The organism is Terriglobales bacterium, from assembly GCA_035624455.1.
Lineage (GTDB): Bacteria > Acidobacteriota > Terriglobia > Terriglobales > Acidobacteriaceae > DASPRM01.
The window spans coordinates 15,612-37,879 of sequence record DASPRM010000147.1 but is presented as its reverse complement, the minus strand read 5'-3'; the positions used below and the strand labels follow the sequence as shown (position 1 = coordinate 37,879).

Below are 22,268 nucleotides of genomic sequence, written 5' to 3'. Positions count from 1 at the left end.
TCGGATTAAGATTAGCTGGTAAGCTAGAGGGCTAGTTTGTAGAATCTTCAGGTCGAAGCGCAAGGAGGCTTTGGCGAAGGAAGGCAGGCTTGATCAAACGTCGTGGAAATCCGAATTGGGGAAAGCCTCAGGGCAGGACGACAGCTGGCTTAAGTACATTCGAGCAGGTTGTAAAAACCTTGAAACTTTCGCCGGAAGAGCTTAAGGATTCGCGGGAGCTGAAGGAATGGGTGCGCATTAATAAAGATCAAAAATACGTTCCGCCCGCATTGCTAAAGCTGTGGGGGTTCACCGTCAAGGTCAGCGATTAAGCTGGCAATCAGCCGCTATTAATCCGCCATTTGCTGCAAACAGCAATCTCAAGGGTCCCCGATTGCAACTCATTTGGTGCTTTAGTGCTTGACATTCCCAAAGCTGGGAGCAGAATGTCGGCAACAAATCATTCCAGTCGTTCGCGCCACGCCTGAAACCAGCGCCACCGAACAATCGGATCACTCAGTAGAAACAGAGGAGCGAGGTGTCTATGGTCGCGCGAGTGACAGAGATGATCGTGCAACCTGGCAGGGCGGAAGAATTTTGCCGGCTGGTGAAGACCGTCGTGATCCCGCTGCTGAGCACACAGCCAGGTTTTGTGGATTGTCTGGTGATGCAACTGGAGAGAGAGCATCGAGTGGCGGTGGCGATCTCGCTATGGAAAGCGGAATCGGACGCAAAGCGCTATGAACGGCGCTTGTTCCCCCGGGTGGCTCTGGTATTGCAGCCGTTGTTAGAGACCGACCCGGTGGTCAAGATGTTTGATCTTTGCCTCACCGCAGCTGGACAACCGGCTGTGGCCAACCGGGAGAGACAGAGTCCGGCTGCCGCTTAGGAACGCGGTCGCAGAGAGCGAAGTCTTTTGTCTGGGTCGCTGGCTTCGGGTTTGATTCCAACTATCCTGGATGTGGGCCGTGTGCAATGGCTCTACTGTGGCCGTGAGAATTTCACACGTACGGTCGTGTCACTAGCCGTCGGTACACCATTCAGTTTAAAGGGTTCGTAGCGCCACTGCTTCACAGCCTCGATGGCAGCGTCTGCCAGCACGGGATTCCCACTGACTCGCGATACCTTTTCCACCTTGCCACTGGCGCTCACCGAAGCAGTGAGTACGACCTCCCCTTCCAGTTTGCTGGCCTTCGCCATTGCCGGATACCTGGGCTCGATTCTGTAAATGATTGCACCCCCGGTCAGGCCTTCTGATTGGCGTGGCTTTGCCAAAGAAGGTTGGGCGGCCATGGAAGGCAGGGTCAAGGATGCGATGGCATTGCTTTGCGGAACGGGCTCTGGTGCGACCGCAGGTGATGCTTCCGAAGCAGAAACCGCAGGCTTGTTACTGGGAACATGAATGGGGCGTGTCACGGAAGTCTGAGCGGGTTCGGCATCGCGCAACATGGCGCTGGCAGCCTCCGGAACAGCTGCGGGGGTTTTGGCAGTTGCGGCCGGTGCTGTCTTGAGCGCCGGAGTTGTATTTGACGATGTTTGGGTCGCGGCCGGAGTGGGTTGGTTCAGCTCCGAAGTTACCACGCGCGCTGAAGACTTAGGTTGAGCGGAACTGGAGGGCGCAGAGGGCGGCGCAGAATTCGGCGTGCTGTGAGCAGTTGGCAGCGGGGATGAGGATGCTCCGGTTGGCGCAGCCGACTGCGCGGCTGTCGTTGGCGCAGGAGTGGTGGATTGGGGAGTGGGCGCCGGAATTTCCGGAGGAGTCATGGGTGGTCCCAGAACAGCACGAGCCTCGGGTTGGGCAGCGGGCTTAGCGGCTCGGCCGGCAAAGAACCAGGCCGTTCCGGCGACCACAATCAGTACAGCGGCGCCAGCGAACCAACGAATTGGACTTTGGCCGGAAGTCTCAGAAGCCAATGAGGGCGTCCAGGAGAACTCGGCCACCGACTTGTTTGAAGTGGCAAGGGGCGGAGTGATCGCCATTCCCTCGGCAACGGGGACGATTGCTTCTTCGCGCTTGACGGGTTCGAAGGGTTTGAACTCGAGAGTTGCGAGGTCTTTGGTTTTATCTTGCTCTTTGGTTTTGTCCTGATCTTTCCCCGATCCAGTGACCGGAGCTGCTGGCTTGATAGGAACTGGAGCTTTGACCGGGGCAGTCTTGGGGAAGACCGATGAAGTGATTTCACGGTTGTTTCCGGAGAGAGTCGCAGACCTGGCAGCCACAACCGTGCGGGGATCGAAAGCAGGTTTGGAGTCGCGGTTGAGTGTGCTGGAAGCGACCGGTCTGGGAGGCGGAGCAGAGAATTCTGGCTTCTTCGTTGCTTCCTGCACCTTTGGTTCGGGTTTCAAAGCTTGCGGCTTAATCTCCGGCTCGGGCCTTAGTGTCAGGACAGCAGATTCAGCGGCCTTGTTGGGGATTTCAACCGGATTGACCCGCGCAGTAACCGGCGGTGATGGCGGCGCAGGGGGTGCGGGCTTGCTGCTGGCGGGTGACTTTAGTTGTTCCAGCGCGAGGGGATCATCGCCGAGATCCTCCGGACGTGGAGCCTGCGAGGCGGAAGCAGATTGTGGGGCCACCGCAGAGAGCTCCAAGCCGGAGATAAAAGGATTAAGCAGCTTTTCCAATTCCTCTTCGCTGATGAGAGTTACAGATGCCGTGGGATTGCTACCGCCATTGCCGGCAGACGCGGATTGCAAAGCATCAGTGAGATCGAGTTCCACGGTGCTGCCGGCATTTGAGGCCGCCTTGGAATCTGATGGGCGGGTTATGCCGAAGGCCACAGAGGATGCTATTTCTGCCAGGGTCTCCAGCTTGGCCATGTGTTCATCGGAAAAAGCCTTGGCTTTGGAGGAGAAGACTTCGAGCACGCCAGCCAGATTCTGGCCGTGGTCGTCGGAGAACAGAGGCACCAACACTGCGGAACGCAGGTTCAGTTGGCGGCAAACTTGCGGGTCAAGGCGACGGTCGTTTTGCGCATCATCGCAGCGCAGAGTCTGACGAGTGCGGAAACAATCAGAGGTGAGACCGGAGGTGGAGCGAATGGGAGAGCCGACCTCCGGAGCATCCCCGAGGCTGGCGCGGCATATGGCCGCGTTTGGCGTTCCGGTAGCGATGGCCGCTCCAGTAGCACCGGTGATCTGAGAGGCGCGCTCCAGGACCAAGGCCAGGCCGGAGTTCACATCAAGTTTATGTTGTTGGATGTGCTCGAGCAGGTCAGAAAATTCGCGGGTAGGGGCAGCCGCGCTACCCTCGCCTGCGCTCTTGCTGGCGGCAGAAGCGCGGAGGGGGTCAAGCCAACGCTTGAGGCGATCACGAGTGGGATCGGACATCCGCAAGAAGCGAATGCCGGCGCGGCGGGCGGCATTGGACCAAACCACCTGGGCATCAGCGCGGACGTGGCCAGCGTTGCCGGGTAGTTCGAAATCGACGGTAAGCTTACTGCCGGGCTGAATGGGAATCATGAGTTGAACTCCCATTCCGGTTTCGCTGAGGTCAATGACCAGGGCCTCCCCGGCTCCGCCCATTTTGGCTTTGATCAAGTGTTGATCGACAATTTTTTCCCGGCGCTGACTGTTGCGCTGCTGCGCGTAAGAGACGGTTTCCATTTTTTCCGGCGCTGTTTCTGGCATGGTTGACGCGAGCCTCGTATTTCAAATGAGCTGCCAGCGCTGACGCCTTGCTCCGGGAGATGTCCGGGGAGGCCAGCGGCTGGTTCTGGCCGAACTGAGGGTCTGACTGTGAGGGTCTGACGGGAAGCGCTTGCTGGCCGTCTGTGTGACTGCTGGTGCAGAACACTTTACTCACAGGGGCCGAGAAGGGAGTGTTACCAAAGTGTTTTCTCGCCAGTACGCCAGTACATGTACGAAACGGCAGGAGAGGATGAGCGCCGGACGGATGCCAGACCAGGAAAATGGCCAAGAATGGGAAGCGGGAGATGTGTACCATTGGGCAGTGCCACGTGGCATCTTGGTGAACAGGGCCGAGAGTGGGAGGCTATGCCATGGCTAATTTCCCCAATCCCCATGGCCAAGTGCGGGCTCCCCGCGTCCATCTTTCACATCCCAAACCGGTACGTCTGGCAGTGGAAGGCAAGCGCATGCAAGGAATGCTGCTGAAGGTATCCCTGACTGGCGGCCTGGTCGAAATTGGCAAGCCGATCGGAAACGGCAGTTTTGGCGAAGTAGTGCTGGATAGCGCCGATGGCCCGATCCGCGGGTTAGTCGAGTTTCTGCGGCCCGATCGCAAAGCCACCGCCCAAGGGTTTCGGTTTGTCGCCTTGGAAGATGAAGACCATCACCGGTTGAGCGATCTGCTTCGCGGCATGCGGACAAGCTGAGGCTGGCCGGATTCCAGAGCCAACTTGAACCTGAGGCCGGATGGCCAGATGGTCAAGGGCGCTTCTCGACTGGACGCATCGGCTCCCACATCTGTTCCGCTAATTCACAGTTGAAGTGTGCCACCGGGACGTAATGCTCGCGCAAGGCTGCGATCACTTCGTCCGACCACTCCTGCGCAGGTTCCGTATTCATGATGATCAGGTCGTAATAGGGATCGCGGATTTGCTGCTGAAGAGACTGGTCGGACCAGCCGCCGTATTCAACAAGCTGCGTGTAGACGAAGGGGTTGGAAATCAAGAGTGGGTGATGAGCCATCACGACGGCCCCGAGGTTCTCAGACAGAAAATTCTTACCGGGATGCGCGCGCACGAAGGCGTACGCGGGCTCGCAGCCCGGGTAAGGTCCCTCGAATCCCACTTCGGTGGCATGACGAATGGCTAGAATGGCGAGCAGCAACGCCAGCGCAGTGGCTGCCCAGCGCGGTTTGGGTGCTGGAATCTCCCAGAGCACACTCCAGACGGCACCGGCTGCCAGACAAGTGGCAGCGGTCAATTCCAGCAGGTGATTGGTGTCAGAGCCAGCCTTTCCCATCGTGACTGCGCCAATTACAGAAAACAACAGATAGAGCAGCGGCACCGAGGGTCTCCGTAGACGCAAGTCGTGCACGAGAAGCACGGCGCAAAGCACGAGGAGCAACGCATTTCCTTTTGCCGCATCGGCGATGCCGTCAAGGTATTGGCGCAGGAGGAAGGGATCAGGGTGGGTGTGGAACATGTAGAAAGCGAACCAACTGTGCGTGGCCCACTGAATCACAGCGAAAGCAGCTACGGAGAGAACAGAGGCGAATACCACGGCGCGCAAAGCGCCGCGCCAGTCGTGTTGAAACAGAAGCCAGGTTACGCAGGCGGCAGGGGCGGCGAGCATGGTGTATTTGCAGAAGAGGGCGGCAACAAAAAGCAAGGCGGACGGCCACCACCGCCGCGGTTGAGTGGCGAAGACAAACAAGCCCGCCAAAGTGAATAGCAAGGCAATCAAGTCGACACGCAACAAGCCAGTCCAGTCTTGTACTACCGGGTCGCAGAGGTAAAGGGCGGCAAAAGCTATTCCTGCCAGCCATGAGCCTCCCCAGCGCCGTACCAGGGCAGCGATCACAATCGCGATCAGGCAAGTACAAAGTACGATCAACAGCCGGGAAGGGAAAAAGGAAAGACCCCAGATCCGCACGACCGCAGAAACGAGATAGTAGGGAATAGGACCGTAAGGATTGATGACACTCGGCCATCCGTGAGGATCGGGATAGGGAGAAAGGCCCTGGAGAATACGGTCGGCGGTGTTGAGGATGTTGCCTTCTTCATAGTTGAGCTGATACGAGACGCGCGCTCGCGCAACGGAACCGAAGAGATTGACGAGAGCGCAGATCAGGACGACAGACGCGAATACTAGCTCAACATACTTCCGAACTCGGGCTGACACGTCAGCAGGATACCTGCAAACTCTGAACATGAAGTGTGGAATCGCGTCCTGCACGAGCACGCGTGTCCTGTCTAAGCAAATTAGGTACAGATCCGGGATGAGAACTCTGACAAACGCGACTCCATCCCCGCGCTTGCAGCAAATACTAATGGGTTTTTCATTCGAACTAGGGGCATTGCCGGATGGCTGCACAGCTTTGCCAAACCTAGACTGGCTGAGGTCGAGAAAGTAGGTATCGGAACAGTCAGGGATTGGTAGTGCAGGCAACCAAGGGGGAGGAATGGCAGGAAAGAATACAGCCGTATTCGGAATTTACGAAGACAGACTGCATTTGGACGGGGCTTTAGAAAAGCTGAGGACAGCAGGCTACCGCTACGAGGACGTATCGGTGCTGCTGCCTGAGAATCTTGGGTCGAAAGAATTGGCCACCACGAAGGCAAGCAAAGCGCCGGAAGGAGCCACCGCTGGAGCTGCCACTGGCGCCGTAGTGGGCGGTGCTTTGGGATGGCTGGCTGGAATTGGAGCCCTCGCCATTCCGGGAGTGGGCCCATTTATGGCGGCGGGCCCGGTCCTGGCCGCACTGGCTGGAATCGGAGCAGTAGGAGCGGCGGGAGGGATTGCAGGAGCGCTGGTAGGCATGGGCATCCCCGAGTTTGAGGCGAAGCGTTACGAGGGGCGCATTCGAAAGGGAGGGATTCTACTTTCGGTGCATTGCGATGATTCCGACTGGACAAAGCGCGCGAAAGAGGTCCTGGAATCGACGGGAGCAGAAGACATCTCTTCCAGTGGAGAGAGTTCGGCGGACTTCGCCACTTCTGACCGGCCTTACCCGGAACCTGTTGAGGAGGTTGAAGACGCTGAAGGCCCGGTGCGGGAAGAACGAGTCTATCCCGGCCCGGCATATGTAGCTTCGGACCCATCTGCGGGATATAGCGATGCGACCGAGTACGAGAGCACGACCGCGCCACAAGAATACAACGAAGGGAGAAGTGGAATGTGGGACCAGATGGAAGGTAAGTGGAAGCAAATGAAAGGCGCTGTGAAGGAAAAATGGGGCAAGCTCACCAATGATGACCTTGATGTGATTGCCGGAAAGAAAGACCAACTGATTGGGAAAATCCAGGAGAGGTACGGGATTACGCGAGCGGAGGCGGAGCGTCAGGTGAGCGATTGGAAGGTGCCTGCCGGACGCGTGCCTGAAACCGACGTAGAACGACACAGAGTAGGGTAGTCCAACCTTGAAACTCGCGATCCGCTACTACCGGAAGGGTAGTAGCGGATTGTGACTTCTGGCAACCAAACAGGATAGGGAAGCTTAAATGAGTAAGGCCATAGCTGTTCTTGTGTTGTTTTTGGCGCTGGCAGCCTGGGGACGACAGACAAATTCTCAGAATTCCGAAAACGCTCAAAATTCGGATCAAAGTGCGAAGAGCGATGTTCAGCAGCGCTGGGGCAAGCCGTTCGCGCCTGCGGGCCTGCCGAACGGTCTTCTAAACCGTCCTGGCAGTTCCCCGAACAAAGTGCAGGATTAGAGAGATCACCGCAAGGATCAGCAGGATGTGAATCAACCCACCGGCGACGTGGAACACGCCGAACCCGAAAAGCCAAGCCAAAATCAAAACAATGAACAGAATGGTGAAGATGCTCATAGTCCCCCCAGTAGCGTGAGGTTGGATGAGGGCGATGGCTGCAGGTTGCCACCTGGGGAGTTTATATTGTTGTGAGCAGGGTCGGGCGGCGGACTTATGGAAGAGACTGGCACGCCGCCCTCGGCCGGGGATGTCAAATGCTGGAAACCCCTCCAAGAACAGTGACGGGATCCAAAGGCGCAGGAAGTGCATTGCAGGTCCAGCCGGATGCACTTTGGTACAAGGATGCGATTATTTACCAGGTTCACGTGCGCACGTTCTGCGACAGCAATGCCGATGGAATTGGCGATTTTCGGGGACTGGCACAAAGGTTGGACTACCTACAGAACGTGGGGATAACAGCCATCTGGTTGATGCCCTTTTTCCCTTCACCGCTGCGGGACGATGGTTATGACATCTCCGACTACCAATCGGTTCACCCGAGTTATGGAACGCTGGATGATTTCAAGAGCTTCCTGACCGGTGCGCATGAACGCGGGATGCGGGTGCTTATCGAGATGGTGCTGAACCACACCTCGGATCAGCACCCGTGGTTTCTGGAATCTCGCAGCTCGCGCGACAACCCCAAACGAGATTGGTATGTGTGGAACGACACCGATACCAAGTATCGCGGGGTGCGGATCATTTTTCTCGACACGGAGATGTCGAACTGGGCGTGGGATACGATCTCCAAGCAGTATTACTGGCATCGCTTTTTCAGTCACCAGCCTGACCTGAACTACGACAATCCCGCAGTTCGAGAAGAAATGTGGAACGTGATGAAGTTCTGGCTGGAGATCGGTGTAGACGGTTTCCGGTTGGACGCAGTTCCGTATCTGGTGGAGCGCGAAGGGACCAGCTGCGAGAACTTGCCCGAAACTCACGCCGTGATTCGCGAGTTTCGTGCGAGGCTGGACAAAGAATATCCGGGAAGAATGCTGCTGGCAGAGGCCAACCAGTGGCCCGCCGATCTGCGAGCGTACTTTGCCGAAGGGGAAGAGTTTCACATGGCCTTCCATTTCCCGCTGATGCCGCGAATGTTCATGGGGCTGAAGCTGGAAGACCGCAAGCCGATCAGCGAAATTCTGCAGCAGACGCCGGCCATTCCCTCCTCCTGCCAATGGGCGTTGTTTCTCCGCAATCATGATGAACTGACTCTGGAGATGGTGACTGACATCGAGCGCGACTATATGTACGACGTGTATGCGCGCGACAAGACGATGCGGCTGAACCTGGGGATCCGGCGGCGTTTGGCGCCGCTGCTGGAGAACGATCGCCGCCGCATCGAACTGATGAATGGCATGCTGTTGTCGATGCCGGGGACGCCAATTATCTACTACGGTGACGAAATCGGGATGGGTGACAACATCTATCTCGGCGACCGTAATGGTGTGCGTACGCCAATGCAGTGGAATGGAGGGTGGAACGCGGGCTTTTCCGCCGCGGATCCGGAGAGTCTCTACTCCCCGTTGATTTTGAATCCCGTTTACGGTTACCAGGCCGTGAACGTGGAATCGCAGAAGCGGTCGGAGCATTCGCTGCTCTCCTGGACGCAACGGATCATAAAAGTGCGACGCTCTTCGCAGGTATTCGGGCGGGGATCGATTGAGTTTCTATATCCGGCCAACCACCGGGTGCTGGCCTACGTGCGGCAGTTGGGCAACGACACGGTGCTGGTGGTAAACAACCTGTCGAGCTCGGCACAAGCCGTGGAACTGGATCTGCGGCGGTACAAGGGGAGCATTTTGATCGAGATGTTCGGAAGAAACATTTTTCCCCGTATTGGTGAGCTGCCATATCTTTTGACTATGGGCCCCTATCAGTTCTATTGGTTCCGCCTGCGGCGGTTGTGAGAGCACTGGTGCGGTTCGTCAATTCTCAGCGATCGTTTCAGGCGAGGCTGTAATTTTCGTGGAGAGTGAAGCGGGTGGAGGAGAGCGTACTTACCGATGATCTAGTTCGCCAGCTGATGAATGTAGGCGAGGTGGACATCCTGGTAGGCCTTCCTACGTACAACAACGTCAAGACGGTGGTGCCGGTCACGCAAGCGATTGTAGCGGGATTGCTGAAGAGCTTTCCGCGCGAGCGAGCGGCGATCATTAATCCCGATGGCGGATCCAACGATGGGACGCGCGAGCGAGTGGCAGAGGCATCGATCAGCGACGTACGCCACGTCGCTAACCTGTATACGTTGCGCACATTGCACTCGATCAGCACTCAGTATTCGCACACACCGTCGACGGGAACCGCGCTGCGCACGATCCTGGCGGCGGCGGATCTGCTGCGGGCTAAGGCATGCGCGGTGATTTCGCCGGAATCGACCAACGCACAGCCGGAGTGGATAGAGCGGCTGCTGCGGCCGATTTATAGCGAAAATTACGATTTTGTCGCGCCTACCTATCGCCGGCATAAGTACGAAGGTGTATTGCTGACCAATTTGGTGTATCCGATGACGCGAGCGTTATATGCTCGCGATCTGCGCGAGCCGTATGCGTCGGAATTCGGATTTTCAGGCCGGCTGGGAGGGCAGTTCCTGGGAGAAGAAGTGTGGCAGCACGAAGTGGGGCGGAGCGGAGCGGAAATCTCATTGAGCCTGAGCGCGATCACCGGCGGCTACCGCATCTGCCAGGCTTTCCTGGGAACCAAGGTTCTAGCGGATCGACGCTCGAGCGACCTGGTGGGGGCGATGCGGCAGACCGTGGGCGCGCTGTATTGGTCGCTGGAGGCCAGGTATTCCGCGTGGAGCAACAACTCCGAGGTGCAGCCAGTGCCGACACTAGGCAAGGAATACGAGGTCACGCTGGAACCAGTACGGGTCAACCGCAAGAGCTTGCGGGATATGTTCAGCTCAGGCGTGGTTGAACTGGACTCGGTTTTACGGTCCATTCTTTCCGACAGCACGATGGCTGACCTGCAGCGGCTGGCAAAGGCTCAGGAAGACGAATTCTGCTATCCAGAGGGGTTGTGGGCAAGAACGGTTTATGAATTTGCGGCTTCCTATCACAAGGCGGTGATGAACCGGGATCACATCATCCAGGCCCTGGTTCCACTGTACCGGGGAAGAATGTGTACGTTCATGATGGAAAACCGCAACGCGTCGGCGGAACAGGTGGAGAAGAACATCGAAGTCGTGTGCCGCGAATTTGAGCGGCAAAAGCCGTACCTTTTGGAACGCTGGAACGGCGGGAAGTGAGTAGCCATGCGAGATCTGGTAGTGAATGAGCTGACGCAAGCCTGGCAGGAAATCGCCCGTGGATTTGCCCACCTGCTGCCCAGATTGCTGGTGATGATCATCATCGCATTCGTGGGCTGGGCGATTGCAGCGCTGTTGCGATCGATTCTAAGGGCCATTCTGAGGCTGGCCAAGTTCGACCGCCTCTCGGAGAGCGCAGGAGCGACGCAGTTCCTGCATCAGGCGGCGTTGCCGTCTTCGAGTGAGCTGCTGGCCCGATTTGTTTTCTGGGTGGCGTGGCTGGGTTTCATTCTGCTGGGAGTGAATGTTCTGGGCATCGTAGGCCTGGAGGACTACGTTGCCAGATTCTTCCAGTTGCTGCCGCGGCTGCTGGTGGCACTGGTGATTCTGTTTCTGGGCCTGGCAGCGGCGAGCTTCTTTTCGCGCGCGGCGCTACTGGCAGCGGTGAATGCCAACGTGCGATCACCACGGCTGGTTGGGCTCTCGATCCGCAGCATGCTGGTGATCCTGACGCTGGCAATGGCGTTTGAAGAGCTGGGAGTCGCGGATGTAACGATTCTGACAGCATTCGGGATTGTGTTCGGAGCGCTGATGCTGGGACTGGCGATTGCCTTCGGTTTGGGCGGAAAGGATCTGGCGCGAGAGTTCCTGGAACGACGGTTTGGGACCGCCCAGAAGGAGAAGGAAGAGAAAGAAGACGAGCTGTCGCCGCTATAGCACTCGGCAGTCAGTAATCAGCATGGGCCAATATAGCCGAAGCTGCACTTCGACCGCCGACCCTAGCCAACGGCAGGCTAGGATGGGGCACCCGCTAATTGGCCTTCCATTGTCTGTCGGAGGTTCATCCGGAAATTGCAGAATTGCTGATCCCTCGCGGGCTTTCGCCCGCTCGTGATGACAAAACCGTCTGAGCGCTGATTGCGGAGTGCCCACTCAGCGATCGTAGGTGGCGCTAAGAACTTTGAGGCGATGGCTCAGCTCACTGGTAAGATCTCCTGCCTGATAGCGCCATCTCCAGTTTCCGCTAAGCGATCCGGGCAAATTCATGCGAGCCTCGCTACCCAGAGCGAGGACATCCTGCAGAGGAATCATTCCAATCCCGGCCACTGACGCGAGGACGGCACGGATGAAGACCCAATTGACCGGCTGAGTATCGAACCCAAGATAGGCTTTGGCGAATTCGCGCTCGCGGCGCACATCGTCGGAGCTGCGAGTGCTGTCCTGGGAGCCGGAGCTGGTCCACCATCCCACGGTGGTGTCGTTGTCGTGCCCACCGGTGTAGGCGACCAGGTCGCGCGAATAATTGTGGGGGCGGAAAGATGGCCCCTGCGGATCGGTGCCGAAAGCAAACTGGAGCAGGCTCATGCCCGGGAAGCCGAATTCGTGGCGAATGGCCTCAACCTCAGGGGTGATGACGCCAAGGTTTTCTGCGAGGATCGGCAGATCGCCCAGCTCGGACTGCAGAGCGCGAAACAGGGCGGATCCGGGTCCCTTGACCCATCGGCCGGTCTGTGCGGTTGGCGAGCCGCCAGGAATTTCCCAGTAGGCTTCAAATCCCCGGAAGTGATCAAGTCGGACGATATCGAAGAGGCGCAGCGACGCGCGGAAGCGATCGATCCACCAGCTGTACCCGGAGGCAGCAAGCACATCCCAGCGATAAATGGGATTTCCCCAGAGCTGGCCGGTAGCACTGAAGTAATCGGGCGGGACGCCGGCGACTACAGTAGGCTTGCCATTTTGGTTCAGATGGAAGAGCTCCGGATGCGCCCAGACGTCGGCGCTGTCATGGGCAACGTAAATGGGAATGTCACCCATGATGCGAATCTTGAGTTTCTGACAGTAGGCTTTCAGCGCCTGCCATTGGCGGAAAAATATGAATTGGCAGAATTTGAAAACCTCGAGTTCGCGGGAGTAGCGAGAGCGTGCATGGCGGAGCGCATCCGGATCACGCCGGCGAAGCGGTGGGTCCCACTCTGACCACATGGCGCCGTGATGAGCGTCCTTGCAGGCCATGAAGAGAGCGTAGTCATCGAGCCAGGCAGAATGAGTGCGGCAGAAGAGTTCGAAGTCGCCGCGCAGAGGATGCGATGGGAGGGAGAGGAAAGCCTCGGCTGCACGGCGAAGTTCCGCAAGTTTGTAGTTGATGACCGTGCCGTAATCGATGTAGCAGGAAAATGGCGGAGGCGGCGAGGGAGTGAGCAGTCCCTGAGGTTGGAGTTGGGCCAAGTCGATGAGCAAGGGATTCCCAGCGAATGCGGAAAAGCACTGGTAAGGAGAGTCGCCGTAGCCGGTGGGATTTACAGGCAACACCTGCCAGATGCTCTGGCTGGACTCTGCCAGGAAATCAGCGAAGTGGTAGGCGGCCGGGCCGAGGTCACCGATGCCATCCGGTCCTGGCAAGGATGTGATGTGAAGCAGGATGCCGCTCGAGCGAGGAAATTTCACGGTCCACACACTAAAGCGGACGACCGGGGTGGCGCAAGCGGGTGCGTCATTGGAGCTGGCGGGCGGTCAGGTAAAGAGTGGCGAGTCCGAGCAGAAGAACCGCGCCTTCCAGGCGGGTTGACCAGTGATGCAAGCGATTGAACTCGATGCGGCGGGCATCGCTGGGGGGAACGTCGTCGATAATGCCCATGCTGGTGCGCAGGGCATCCATCTTTGCCGATACGACAAAGAGCGAGATTACAGTGAGCGCGATCATGAGATACACCAAGGCGTGTTTTAGCGCTGCAGGATGGGCCGACCCCAGGGTCGTTGCGGAGTAGGACATCGAAGCGGCGAGGAAGACTATGCCTGAGACGATACCGGTCCAGTGCAGCAGATGGAGAGAGCGGTTCACCACTTGTCCCGCAAGATGGCGCGTCGGCAGAACCGAAAACACGGTGGGAGCGAGGATGAAGGCGAAAAAGATGATGCCGCCAATCCAAACAACCAGAGCGAGGAGCATAGCGAAACGAAACAGAGCCATGCGAACATTATGCTCCGAAGCTGCGGGCCCCTCCTAGATGAACAAGAAATGCAGAAGATCCTTCGCTTCGCTCAGGATGACCCAAAGAATTTTGAGATTCTTCGGCAAGATGGGAGACTTGATTAAGTTTTCGTTCGCACGTACACATAGGTACGGGAGTACGGGATGACCACAAGGATGAAACTGCCAACGATCGCCTATTTCTCCATGGAAATTGCCCTGGAGGCGAAAATTCCGACATACAGCGGGGGGCTGGGAATTCTCGCCGGCGATACGTTGCGTTCTGCTGCTGATCTGGGCGTGCCCATGATTGGCGTGACTCTGGTGTATCGCAAGGGCTACTTCCGGCAGCGTCTGGACGAATGGGGGAACCAGCGAGAAGAGCCGCAAAACTGGAGCCCGGAGCAGACGCTGCAACCCGTGGATGTGCGGGTCAGTGTGTCGATCGAGGACCGCCAGGTAGCGCTGCGCGCATGGAAGTTCACGGTAATGGGGATCAATGGCGACATGGTTCCTGTCTATCTGCTGGACACAGATCTGCCAGAGAACACGCCTGGAGACCGCAGCTTGACCGACTATCTGTATGGTGCGGACGAGCACTATCGGCTGTGTCAGGAGACGATACTTGGCTTTGGCGGTCTGCAGCTGCTGAGGAAAGTCGGCCACACTGATATTCAGGGCTATCACATGAACGAAGGCCACTCGGCTCTGCTGGCTTTGGGGCTGCTGGAACGCAGGCTGGATCAGAGTTTTTCGGGAAGGGTAAAGAAAGTGGATATGGACAGCGTCCGCCGGATGTGCATTTTCACTACGCATACGCCGGTACCTGCGGGCCATGACCAATTCCCGCGAGCAATGGTGGAACAAATCCTGGGGGCCGACAAAGTGGCACTGCTCGATGAGGCCCAGGCCTGGCATGAAGGTGCACTGAACATGACCTACCTGGCGCTACGTTTCTCCGGGTATGTGAACGGAGTCGCGATGCGGCATGGTGAGGTGTCGCAGGGTATGTTCCCAAACTACACGATCAGCGCCATCACCAACGGCGTGCACGCGGTGACGTGGACGAGCGAACCGTTCCGGCGGCTGTTCGACCGCTACATTCCCGCCTGGCGGTATGACAACAATTATCTGCGCTACGCGATCAGCATTCCCCTGGAAGAAATCCGCACAACGCATGAGGAAGCCAAAAAGGACTTGTTTCTGGCTATCCGCGAGAGGACGGGAGCGGTGCTTGATCCGGCAGTCTTGACATTGGGTTTCGCACGCCGCGCCAGCACGTACAAACGGGGAGACTTGATCTTTCACAATCCGGAAAAACTGCGCTTCATAGCGCGAAACGTGGGACCCTTGCAGCTGGTGTATGGAGGGAAGGCGCATCCAAGAGATGATGGAGGCAAGAATATTATCCGCAAGGTACATGGTGGCGCGGCTTCGCTGGCCGACGTGATCAAGACGGTGTATGTCGAAAATTACGACATGGACTGGGGAGGGAAGATCACCAGCGGAGGGGATATCTGGCTGAATACGCCGCGCCGCCCGCAGGAGGCTTCCGGCACGAGCGGGATGAAAGCGGCGCTGAATGGAGTTCCCAGCTTCAGCGTGGTGGATGGATGGTGGTTCGAAGGACTCATTGAAGGGGTGACGGGCTGGGCAATCGGCAGCAGCGAGATCACGGAAGATCCGGAAGTGGAGGTAGCCACGCTCTATGACAAGCTGGAGCGCGAGATCGTGCCAACCTTCTATGGACGTCCGCAGAGTTTCGCCAACGTGATGCGCTCGGCAATCGCACTCAACGGATCTTTCTTCAACACGCAGCGCATGGTGCAGCAGTACGTCGGCAATGCGTATCTGTTGCGGGAAGAAGCGCTGCCGGCGGTGGTATCCGCGATTCCGGAGCGAGTGGTGGAGGAAAGCAATCGTTAGATAGGAACGGGAACGCTTTCCACGATTTCGCGCAAAACGGTTTCCGCCTGCTCGGATTTCTTCAGAGTAGAAGAGTAACGTCCGCTCACGACGGCCCGATGAGCAAATACGGGAATCGCGAGGGTCTTGAAATCCTCAGGGGTGGTGAAATCGCGGCCATCCACGTAGGCCATAGCTTGAGCCGCGCGATAGAGAGCAAGCGAGCCACGGGGCGAGACTCCTAATGCAAGCAGAGCAGACTCGCGAGTGCGGTTCACCATGGCGAGCGCGTACTCAACGAGAGACTCGTCCACCCGCACGCGGGTGACATCCCGCTGAATGGCGAGGACCTCGGCCCCGCTCAGCACAGGGCAGAGCTCTTCCAGACGCGCCGCTCCCGCTTCGGAGCGCAAGATTTCTTTCTCACTTTCATAGGCGGGATAGCCCATATGCACGCGCATCAGAAAGCGGTCCATCTGCGACTCGGGTAGAGGATAGGTGCCGTGGTGCTCGACGGGGTTCTGAGTGGCGATGACCAGAAAAGGCTCGGGCAGCGTGTAGGAGCGACCATCGACGGTGACGTGAGACTCGTTCATCGCTTCCAGCAGCGAGGATTGAGTTTTGGGAGTGGTGCGGTTGATTTCGTCGGCCAGCAGAACATTGGTAAAAACAGGACCGTGCTTGAATTCGAATTTCTGCTCGACGGTGGAATAAACCGAAATGCCAACCACGTCGCTGGGAAGCATGTCGCTGGTGAATTGGATACGTTGGAAGGTACAGTCCAGAGCCCGCGCGATGGCATGACCGAGGGTGGTTTTGCCGACACCGGGCACGCCTTCGATGAGGAGATGGCCGCGGGCAAAGAGGCAGACAAGAGCGAGACGGATCACTTGATCCTGTCCGCGGATAACGGAACGAAGCGCAGACTCCAGTTTGGTCGCCTTTGCCGCGGCGAGAGGAACAACCGATGAGCCCATCGCAGGCGATTGTAACCCATTGCCGACAGCGCCTGCGGAACACCAGGGTGCTGGTCCCGAGGATTCCCAAAAAGAGCAAACAGCAACTGACGCGGCCTCGCTGCCCGCTGTGACCTTCCGCCATTTATACTGGCTGCAAATGCATCCGCTGCAAGCAGGAATTGAACGTCTCTATGCTATGGGCACGGAGGCGAAAAACGTATCGGGGGCGCGCAATGTGTTCCTCGACTTCCGGGAAGCCCTTTCTCGCGGCGAGGTGCGCGCTGCCGAAAAAACGGACAATGGCTGGAAAGTGAATGTCTGGGTCAAGCAGGGAATTCTGCTGGGTTTTCGACTAGGCGAACTCCAGGAGATGGGCGACTTCGAGCTCTCCTTCGTCGATAAGGATACTTTTCCCGTGCGTCAATTTCGCGTGGAAGACCAGGTGCGTGTGGTTCCAGGAGGTTCCTCGATCCGCAGCGGTGCCTATGTTGCCCCCAGCGTGGTCTGCATGCCGCCCATGTATATCAATACCGGGGCCTACGTGGATGAAGAGACACTGGTGGATTCGCATGCACTGGTGGGCTCCTGCGCCCAGGTAGGTAAACGCGTCCACATCAGTGCCGCTGCCCAGCTCGGTGGCGTATTGGAACCGGTGAATGCTTCGCCGGTGATCATCGAGGATGATGTGCTGATCGGGGGCAACTGCGGCGTGTATGAGGGAACCCAGGTAGGCGCGCGGGTGGTGTTAGGAGCAGGAACTATACTCACACGCTCTACGCCTCTGTTTGACCTGGTGCAGGGAGAGGTCTACCGCGCCACAGCAGAGAAGCCTCTATGCGTGCCCGAGGGAGCGGTGGTGGTGCCGGGATCGCGGTCAGTGAATCGAGGGAAAGCGGCGGAGTGGGGCCTCTCGGTTTATACGCCGGTGATTGTTAAGTATCGCGACGAGAAAACCGATCGCAACGTAGAACTGGAAGACATTCTTCGCTAGCTGGAGCTCCACGCTCCTCTCTATGAAGCCACGACTTCTGATCGCGGCAGTTGTTCTGCTGGCAATTGCCGCTCTGCTGAATGTCCTCGACCTCCTGGGCTGGGTGCGAATCGGTCCAATCCTGCTGACAACATCGCGCTGGATTTCCCTGGCCGCTCTGCTGGCGTATGCCGTAGTACGACGTTCGCTTACCACCTGGATTGTCTTCGGCATGTTTGTCGGGGCCGAGGTCGGCCATGATTTTCCACGACTGGCCACTCATCTCCGCGTGCTCGCTCAGATTTTCCTGCAATTGATCAAAGCCATCATTGCTCCACTGCTGTTTGGCACCTTGGTGAGTGGAATTGCCGGACATGCTGATCTGAAGAAAGTTGGCCGCATGGGAGTGAGGGCGATCATCTATTTCGAGGTGGTCACCACACTGGCGTTGTTCATCGGCCTGGCGGCGATCAACATCAGCAAGGCTGGAGTTGGAGTTCATCTGCCCGCTGCCAGCGTGGCCGAGGCGGCTCCGGTCCCCCGGCCAACTAGCAGCGAGCTCATCCTCCACATTTTTCCTGAGAACCTTGCTAAGTCGGTGGCCGAAGGGCAGGTGCTGCAGATCGTGATCTTCAGCATCCTGTTTGGCATCGCGCTGGCCATGGTGCGTGAAGACAAGCGCCGCCCCATGTTGGCGTTCACGGAGAGCCTTGCGGAGGTGATGTTCAAGTTCACCAACCTGGTGATGCTGTTTGCGCCCATCGGAGTCGGCGCGGCGATTGCTTACACCGTTGGACACACCGGAATGGGTGTGCTGCTGAATCTTGCGAAGCTTCTCGCTACGCTCTACGTCGCACTCATTGTTTTCCTAATAGGCGTACTACTGCCGATCGCACTGCTGGTGGGTGTGCCGCTCGGCAGATTTCTGCGGGCGGTGGCCGAGCCCGCTTCTATCGCTTTCGGTACGAGTAGTTCCGAAGCTGCTTTGCCAAGTGCGATGGAAGCCATGGAAGGGCTCGGCATTCCGCGCCCAACTGTGGCTTTTGTCATCCCCACCGGCTACAGCTTCAACCTCGATGGTTCCAGCCTGTATTTATCGCTTGCCGGAATCTTCGTAGCCCAGGCGGCCGGGGTGCATATGAGCGTAGGCCAGCAACTTTTCTTCTTGCTCACTCTGATGCTTACCAGTAAAGGAGTCGCCGGAGTCTCGCGCGCGGCCATTGTGATCCTGCTGGGAACGGTTGGTATGTTTGGCCTTCCGGTCGAACCTGTGTTCATTCTGCTGGGAATCGATCAGTTGATGGATATGGCCCGCACTTCCGTCAATGTGATTGGCAATTGCCTTGCGACCGTGGTGATCGCCCGTTGGGAAGGAGATTTCGCAGTGAGCCCCACCGCGGACCCGACGGTAATCGCAGGTCCAGTTTGTTGAGCTCAGCGGGTTTCCAAAAAAGATCTGCTATGTATCATTGCTGCGTGCGGATTTGCGTAGCTCAATGCTGTAGACGTGCGAAATGATGCCAGTCTCAGGATTCATTTCAGCGGTGACGCGATAGGTCTCGCGGCGCGATTCCCATCCCTGGCGCTCCAGCTCCAGCACCCTGGCATGAAAGATGTCTGGGTCCCACTCGCGAACGAGCTTTACCTGGTCCATGATTAATTCCTAAGCATACTCTATGAATCTTAAGGACGAGATCGCCTGTCCTATACGGTCCTTGGCCGGTCTTCGCTCAAGATGACAGAGGTTAATAAGAAAATGCCGCGCCGGAATCCGCGAGGAGGTGGAAGCGGATTCCGGCGTGGCGGGCTGCAGCTCAAGAAGGATCAACGAGCCGCTGGCACTTTCGAATTGTTGAGGACGGGCAACTTGGGCTCGTACACGCAGAATGGCTCCTCGGCCAGGTAATCGCCGGTGGCGGCAAAGGCGCGAGCGCGGCATCCCATGCACACATTGCGGAACTCACAGCAGCCGCATTTACCTTTCAGGTTGTTGGTTTCGCGCAACTGCTCAAAGACCTCAGAGTCGTTCCAAATTTCAGCAAATGATTTCCTACGCAGGTCTCCGGCAAGAACCGGCAGATATCCACAAGGAAACACTTCGCCCTCGTGGGAGATGAAACACACGCCGGTGCCGGCCAGGCAGCCCTTGGTCATGGCATTCATGCCGTCAGGGTGCCCAGCGGGATGAGTGGTGGGGTGGCCGGTGTGATTGCCCTTGGGGCGAAACACCACGGCATTTGTTCCCGGCATACTCATCTCGTCCGGGCCGATTGCGCTGGGATTGGCGGCTTGCAGGTAAGTCGCCCCGGCTGCCATCGCCGCACGCCGCTCCTCCGCCCGACGCTGACGCACGACGCGGAAATAATGCGGTGCGCAGGTCGCTTTCAGTTCGATGTCGCCGTCTTTGGAGCGATCGTAGAACCAGTTCAGCATCTCCTCATATTCGTCGGGTGGGACCATCTGTTCGGCGGCGATATCCACGCCGCAGCCTACTGGAACCAGCAGGAAGGTATGCAGGGCATCCGCACCGAGATTGCGAGCCAGTTCGAGGACCTGGGGAAGCTGGCGGGCATTGTGTCGGGCGATGGTCATGTTGATCTGCACCGACATGCCTAGTTTTTTCAGATTGCGCAGACCGTACACGGCCGCATCAAACGCGCCAGGAATGCCACGAAAAGTGTCGTGGGTGAGAGCGTCGGCGCCGTCGAGACTGATAGAAACACGCTTGATGCCGGCATCGACGATACGCCGCGCGACATCTTTGGTCACCAGCGTTCCGTTGGTCGCCAGCGCCACTCGCAGGCCGCGCCGCGCGCCCGCCGAGGCGAGGTCGAAGATGTCTGCCCGATACAGCGGCTCGCCGCCGCTGAGAACCAGGATGGGATTGGCGAAATTGGCGATCTGATCGATGATCTCGAGGGCTCGCGCGGTGGGAAGGTCGGTAGGAGAGCTCAATTCCGTGGCCGTGGCGCGGCAGTGGATGCAGCGCAGATTGCAGCCCTTGGTGACCTCCCAAAAAACCAGGCGTGGCTTAAGGGCGTTTGCTGTATGACCGCTGTTATCGGAATTCATCCCAACCTCCTCTGGCGGCTCCGCTCCGCTTGGGGTTTCCGTATCAGGAGAGTAAGGGAGGCCCATACATCGGGCCGTGATATGCGTCACTTCTAGGTGTGAGGCCACTCACGGGGACGGGACAGGCAAGATTGCCTGTCCTAGACAAACCAGCCCCGTCCTCCCCCAAGATGACAGATGGATGCTCACGGTCCGACGCCGCCGGTATGGCAGTCATTACAGCTCACCGCAGTCATGTCTCCGAGGTCCACGGGGTGTTTGAAGGCGATCCCCTGAGCGCTGCCGATCACAGGCTGTCCACTTTCAACCTGGGCAATAACGGTATGGCAGATGTTGCATTCTTTGCTGAGGACCTTGCCCTCCGCGCTGACGTGATTGCCATCGTGACAACGGAAGCATCCCGGAAAATAGAAATGACCGATATTGTTGGGATGGACCCGCCAGTCCACCTTCATCTCGGGAAAGATGGTGGAGCTGTAGATACGCTGGAGCTCGGAGATAGCGTTATGGATTTCCAGTTGGCGGGACGAGTAAATATCAGGGTATTTGGTTTGATAGAACTTCTGTAAATCAGTGGCGATAGCCTCGCGGGCTTGTTCCGTGGTGTTGTACTGACCGGTGAGCGTATTGACGGCCTGTTGCTTGATGTAAGGCAAGGACGCATCGATCCTGCGCGCCAGTATGGACTCATCCACGGAGCGGTCGGGAGGGACGTAAATGTGCGTGGGACGGTTATGGCAGTCCACGCAATCCATGCGACGGCGAGACCCCTTCTGCACCTGCTCCGGGGTCAAGCCACCGTCCTTTGCTGTATAAACCGTGATCCGACCCTGGGCGTCTTTAGCCTGTACCCAGGGGATAGTCTGGCGCTGCTTGTCGGTGGCAATGTAGGTGATTTCGTTGGAAATGTTCATGTGCCAGTGGATGCCCGTCGGCAAACCAGTATTGGGATCGCCGCCGCCGGTGTTGATGAGCATGCGAATCTGCCGCGGGGTGTTCTTTTCGTCAGTCCCGAAATGGGTGAAGACTTTCAGTTGTGCGCCATAAAATTTCTTGGGCCAGTGGCATTGCTCGCAGGTTTCCGGTGCCGGGCGCAGGTTCGAGACCGGAGTGGGGATAGGACGCGGGTACTTATGAAAAGCAACCGCGTAGACCTGGTAAGCGCCGGATAATTTCGACCGCACATACCAACCGGCGCCCGCTCCCACATGACAATCGACGCAGGCCACGCGGGCATGCGGGGACTGTGAATAGGCTATGAATTCCGGATGCATGACGCTATGGCAGAGCTGGCCGCAGAACTGCACTGAGTCGGTAAATTCGTAAGCCTTATAACTTCCCACCGCACTGATGAGGACAAATACCAGGGTGAAAGTAACAAAAAAAGCAAAAGCACTGCGCTGGGCAGGATTGTTGAGATCAATTCGCGGGTAACGAGGAAGTGCGGCAGCAATCCCCTTGCGCCGGCGACTGCGCTCGTGGAGGATGCCGACCGCGATCAGCACCAGGCCCAGCACCAAAAAAGCCGGCGCAATCATGTAGGCCAGAATCCCGATGTAGGGACTGGGATGTCCGGACATCAGGTCGATGATGACCAAAAAGATAATATTGGCCGCTGCCACCGCGGCGATGGCGGCGCCAATCAGGCTGATGGGATTGCGAAACAAACCGCTGGTAGAAGACGGTGCGGGGGGCGGCGACGGAACGGACTCGCCTGCTTGCGGCGGATTGGCATCACTCATGCAGTTCTCCTGCAGGGACTATGTCAGCCGAGTAGGTTCTCAGT

Annotated in this window: 19 protein-coding genes and 1 pseudogene; 11 read left to right on the top strand and 9 right to left on the bottom strand. The window is 57.8% G+C overall.

Going from position 1 to position 22,268, the window contains the following annotated elements; translation table 11 throughout:
• The first annotated feature begins 179 nt into the window (after positions 1 to 179).
• Positions 180 to 311 carry a hypothetical protein gene (locus VEG30_16460; GenBank protein HXZ81521.1) on the top strand — a complete coding sequence of 44 codons (132 nt, stop codon included), beginning with the start codon at positions 180 to 182 and terminating at the stop codon, positions 309 to 311.
• 212 nt (positions 312 to 523) lie between these two features.
• A complete protein-coding gene (locus VEG30_16455) occupies positions 524 to 868 on the top strand; it encodes an antibiotic biosynthesis monooxygenase (GenBank protein ID HXZ81520.1) in 345 nt (114 codons plus the stop codon).
• A gap of 92 nt (positions 869 to 960) precedes the next feature.
• On the opposite strand, the gene VEG30_16450 is transcribed toward VEG30_16455, so the two are convergent.
• On the bottom strand, positions 961 to 3,606 hold the full coding sequence (locus VEG30_16450; protein HXZ81519.1) for a TonB family protein: 2,646 nt from the start codon (positions 3,604 to 3,606) through the stop codon (positions 961 to 963).
• A 371-nt stretch (positions 3,607 to 3,977) separates the two neighbouring features.
• Here VEG30_16450 and VEG30_16445 point away from each other — a divergent pair, with 371 nt between their 5' ends.
• Positions 3,978 to 4,313 (top strand): PilZ domain-containing protein, encoded by a 336-nt coding sequence (locus VEG30_16445; protein ID HXZ81518.1) that lies wholly within the window; start codon positions 3,978 to 3,980, stop codon positions 4,311 to 4,313.
• Between the two features lie 52 nt (positions 4,314 to 4,365).
• Here the strand turns inward: VEG30_16445 and VEG30_16440 are convergent, their stop codons facing one another.
• The gene (locus VEG30_16440) at positions 4,366 to 5,787 is read right to left on the bottom strand and encodes a glycosyltransferase family 39 protein (GenBank protein HXZ81517.1); all 1,422 of its coding nucleotides are present in this window, start codon (positions 5,785 to 5,787) and stop codon (positions 4,366 to 4,368) included.
• 280 nt (positions 5,788 to 6,067) lie between these two features.
• Here VEG30_16440 and VEG30_16435 point away from each other — a divergent pair.
• Both VEG30_16435 and VEG30_16430 read left to right on the top strand, forming a co-directional pair.
• A pseudogene (locus VEG30_16435) lies at positions 6,068 to 6,556 on the top strand (DUF3341 domain-containing protein).
• Between the two features lie 225 nt (positions 6,557 to 6,781).
• A complete protein-coding gene (locus VEG30_16430) occupies positions 6,782 to 7,018 on the top strand; it encodes a CsbD family protein (protein HXZ81516.1) in 237 nt (78 codons plus the stop codon).
• A 259-nt stretch (positions 7,019 to 7,277) separates the two neighbouring features.
• Here the strand turns inward: VEG30_16430 and VEG30_16425 are convergent, their stop codons facing one another.
• On the bottom strand, positions 7,278 to 7,436 hold the full coding sequence (locus tag VEG30_16425; protein HXZ81515.1) for a lmo0937 family membrane protein: 159 nt from the start codon (positions 7,434 to 7,436) through the stop codon (positions 7,278 to 7,280).
• Between the two features lie 137 nt (positions 7,437 to 7,573).
• Between VEG30_16425 and treS the strand changes: the two genes are divergently transcribed.
• From treS to VEG30_16410, 3 genes are all read left to right on the top strand, one after another.
• Complete coding sequence (gene treS, locus VEG30_16420) at positions 7,574 to 9,268, top strand: maltose alpha-D-glucosyltransferase (GenBank protein HXZ81514.1); 1,695 nt, start codon at positions 7,574 to 7,576, stop codon at positions 9,266 to 9,268.
• Between the two features lie 65 nt (positions 9,269 to 9,333).
• Positions 9,334 to 10,608: a hypothetical protein gene (locus VEG30_16415; protein HXZ81513.1), complete on the top strand. Its 1,275-nt coding sequence runs from the start codon at positions 9,334 to 9,336 to the stop codon at positions 10,606 to 10,608.
• A gap of 6 nt (positions 10,609 to 10,614) precedes the next feature.
• Positions 10,615 to 11,325 carry a hypothetical protein gene (locus tag VEG30_16410; protein HXZ81512.1) on the top strand — a complete coding sequence of 237 codons (711 nt, stop codon included), beginning with the start codon at positions 10,615 to 10,617 and terminating at the stop codon, positions 11,323 to 11,325.
• Positions 11,326 to 11,541: 216 nt separating this feature from the next.
• Here the strand turns inward: VEG30_16410 and malQ are convergent, their stop codons facing one another.
• Both malQ and VEG30_16400 read right to left on the bottom strand, forming a co-directional pair.
• Positions 11,542 to 13,053 (bottom strand): 4-alpha-glucanotransferase, encoded by a 1,512-nt coding sequence (gene malQ / locus VEG30_16405; GenBank protein ID HXZ81511.1) that lies wholly within the window; start codon positions 13,051 to 13,053, stop codon positions 11,542 to 11,544.
• A gap of 46 nt (positions 13,054 to 13,099) precedes the next feature.
• Entirely contained in the window at positions 13,100 to 13,576 is a 477-nt protein-coding gene (locus VEG30_16400) for a DUF4149 domain-containing protein (protein HXZ81510.1), read from the bottom strand.
• A 165-nt stretch (positions 13,577 to 13,741) separates the two neighbouring features.
• Between VEG30_16400 and glgP the strand changes: the two genes are divergently transcribed.
• Entirely contained in the window at positions 13,742 to 15,502 is a 1,761-nt protein-coding gene (glgP, locus tag VEG30_16395) for an alpha-glucan family phosphorylase (protein ID HXZ81509.1), read from the top strand.
• Here glgP and VEG30_16390 read toward each other — a convergent pair.
• Positions 15,499 to 16,458 (bottom strand): MoxR family ATPase, encoded by a 960-nt coding sequence (locus VEG30_16390; GenBank protein HXZ81508.1) that lies wholly within the window; start codon positions 16,456 to 16,458, stop codon positions 15,499 to 15,501. The two genes, glgP and VEG30_16390, sit on opposite strands and share 4 nt — an antisense overlap.
• 139 nt (positions 16,459 to 16,597) lie before the next feature.
• Here VEG30_16390 and VEG30_16385 point away from each other — a divergent pair, with 139 nt between their 5' ends.
• Together VEG30_16385 and VEG30_16380 are read left to right on the top strand one after the other, a co-directional pair.
• Entirely contained in the window at positions 16,598 to 17,431 is an 834-nt protein-coding gene (locus tag VEG30_16385; GenBank protein ID HXZ81507.1) for a 2,3,4,5-tetrahydropyridine-2,6-dicarboxylate N-succinyltransferase, read from the top strand.
• A 22-nt stretch (positions 17,432 to 17,453) separates the two neighbouring features.
• Positions 17,454 to 18,842: a cation:dicarboxylase symporter family transporter gene (locus VEG30_16380; GenBank protein ID HXZ81506.1), complete on the top strand. Its 1,389-nt coding sequence runs from the start codon at positions 17,454 to 17,456 to the stop codon at positions 18,840 to 18,842.
• A 27-nt stretch (positions 18,843 to 18,869) separates the two neighbouring features.
• Here the strand turns inward: VEG30_16380 and VEG30_16375 are convergent, their stop codons facing one another.
• The 3 genes from VEG30_16375 to VEG30_16365 form a co-directional block, all read right to left on the bottom strand.
• Positions 18,870 to 19,064: a hypothetical protein gene (locus VEG30_16375; GenBank protein HXZ81505.1), complete on the bottom strand. Its 195-nt coding sequence runs from the start codon at positions 19,062 to 19,064 to the stop codon at positions 18,870 to 18,872.
• A gap of 170 nt (positions 19,065 to 19,234) precedes the next feature.
• Positions 19,235 to 20,482, bottom strand: a complete 1,248-nt coding sequence (locus VEG30_16370) for a radical SAM protein (GenBank protein HXZ81504.1) — start codon at positions 20,480 to 20,482, stop codon at positions 19,235 to 19,237.
• Positions 20,483 to 20,667: 185 nt separating this feature from the next.
• Entirely contained in the window at positions 20,668 to 22,224 is a 1,557-nt protein-coding gene (locus VEG30_16365) for a NapC/NirT family cytochrome c (GenBank protein ID HXZ81503.1), read from the bottom strand.
• Positions 22,225 to 22,268 lie beyond the last annotated feature (44 nt).

Excerpts from the sequence above, each read along its gene's own strand:
- VEG30_16455 (HXZ81520.1), top strand. The coding sequence starts at position 524 with ATGGTCGCGCGAGTGACAGAGATGATCGTGCAACCTGGCAGGGCGGAA.
- VEG30_16450 (HXZ81519.1), bottom strand. The coding sequence starts at position 3,606 with ATGCCAGAAACAGCGCCGGAAAAAATGGAAACCGTCTCTTACGCGCAG.
- VEG30_16445 (HXZ81518.1), top strand. The coding sequence starts at position 3,978 with ATGGCTAATTTCCCCAATCCCCATGGCCAAGTGCGGGCTCCCCGCGTC.
- VEG30_16430 (HXZ81516.1), top strand. The coding sequence starts at position 6,782 with ATGTGGGACCAGATGGAAGGTAAGTGGAAGCAAATGAAAGGCGCTGTG.
- VEG30_16425 (HXZ81515.1), bottom strand. The coding sequence starts at position 7,436 with ATGAGCATCTTCACCATTCTGTTCATTGTTTTGATTTTGGCTTGGCTT.
- treS (HXZ81514.1), top strand. The coding sequence starts at position 7,574 with ATGCTGGAAACCCCTCCAAGAACAGTGACGGGATCCAAAGGCGCAGGA.
- VEG30_16410 (HXZ81512.1), top strand. The coding sequence starts at position 10,615 with ATGCGAGATCTGGTAGTGAATGAGCTGACGCAAGCCTGGCAGGAAATC.
- VEG30_16400 (HXZ81510.1), bottom strand. The coding sequence starts at position 13,576 with ATGGCTCTGTTTCGTTTCGCTATGCTCCTCGCTCTGGTTGTTTGGATT.
- glgP (HXZ81509.1), top strand. The coding sequence starts at position 13,742 with ATGACCACAAGGATGAAACTGCCAACGATCGCCTATTTCTCCATGGAA.
- VEG30_16390 (HXZ81508.1), bottom strand. The coding sequence starts at position 16,458 with ATGGGCTCATCGGTTGTTCCTCTCGCCGCGGCAAAGGCGACCAAACTG.
- VEG30_16385 (HXZ81507.1), top strand. The coding sequence starts at position 16,598 with ATGCATCCGCTGCAAGCAGGAATTGAACGTCTCTATGCTATGGGCACG.
- VEG30_16380 (HXZ81506.1), top strand. The coding sequence starts at position 17,454 with ATGAAGCCACGACTTCTGATCGCGGCAGTTGTTCTGCTGGCAATTGCC.
- VEG30_16375 (HXZ81505.1), bottom strand. The coding sequence starts at position 19,064 with ATGGACCAGGTAAAGCTCGTTCGCGAGTGGGACCCAGACATCTTTCAT.
- VEG30_16370 (HXZ81504.1), bottom strand. The coding sequence starts at position 20,482 with ATGAATTCCGATAACAGCGGTCATACAGCAAACGCCCTTAAGCCACGC.
- VEG30_16365 (HXZ81503.1), bottom strand. The coding sequence starts at position 22,224 with ATGAGTGATGCCAATCCGCCGCAAGCAGGCGAGTCCGTTCCGTCGCCG.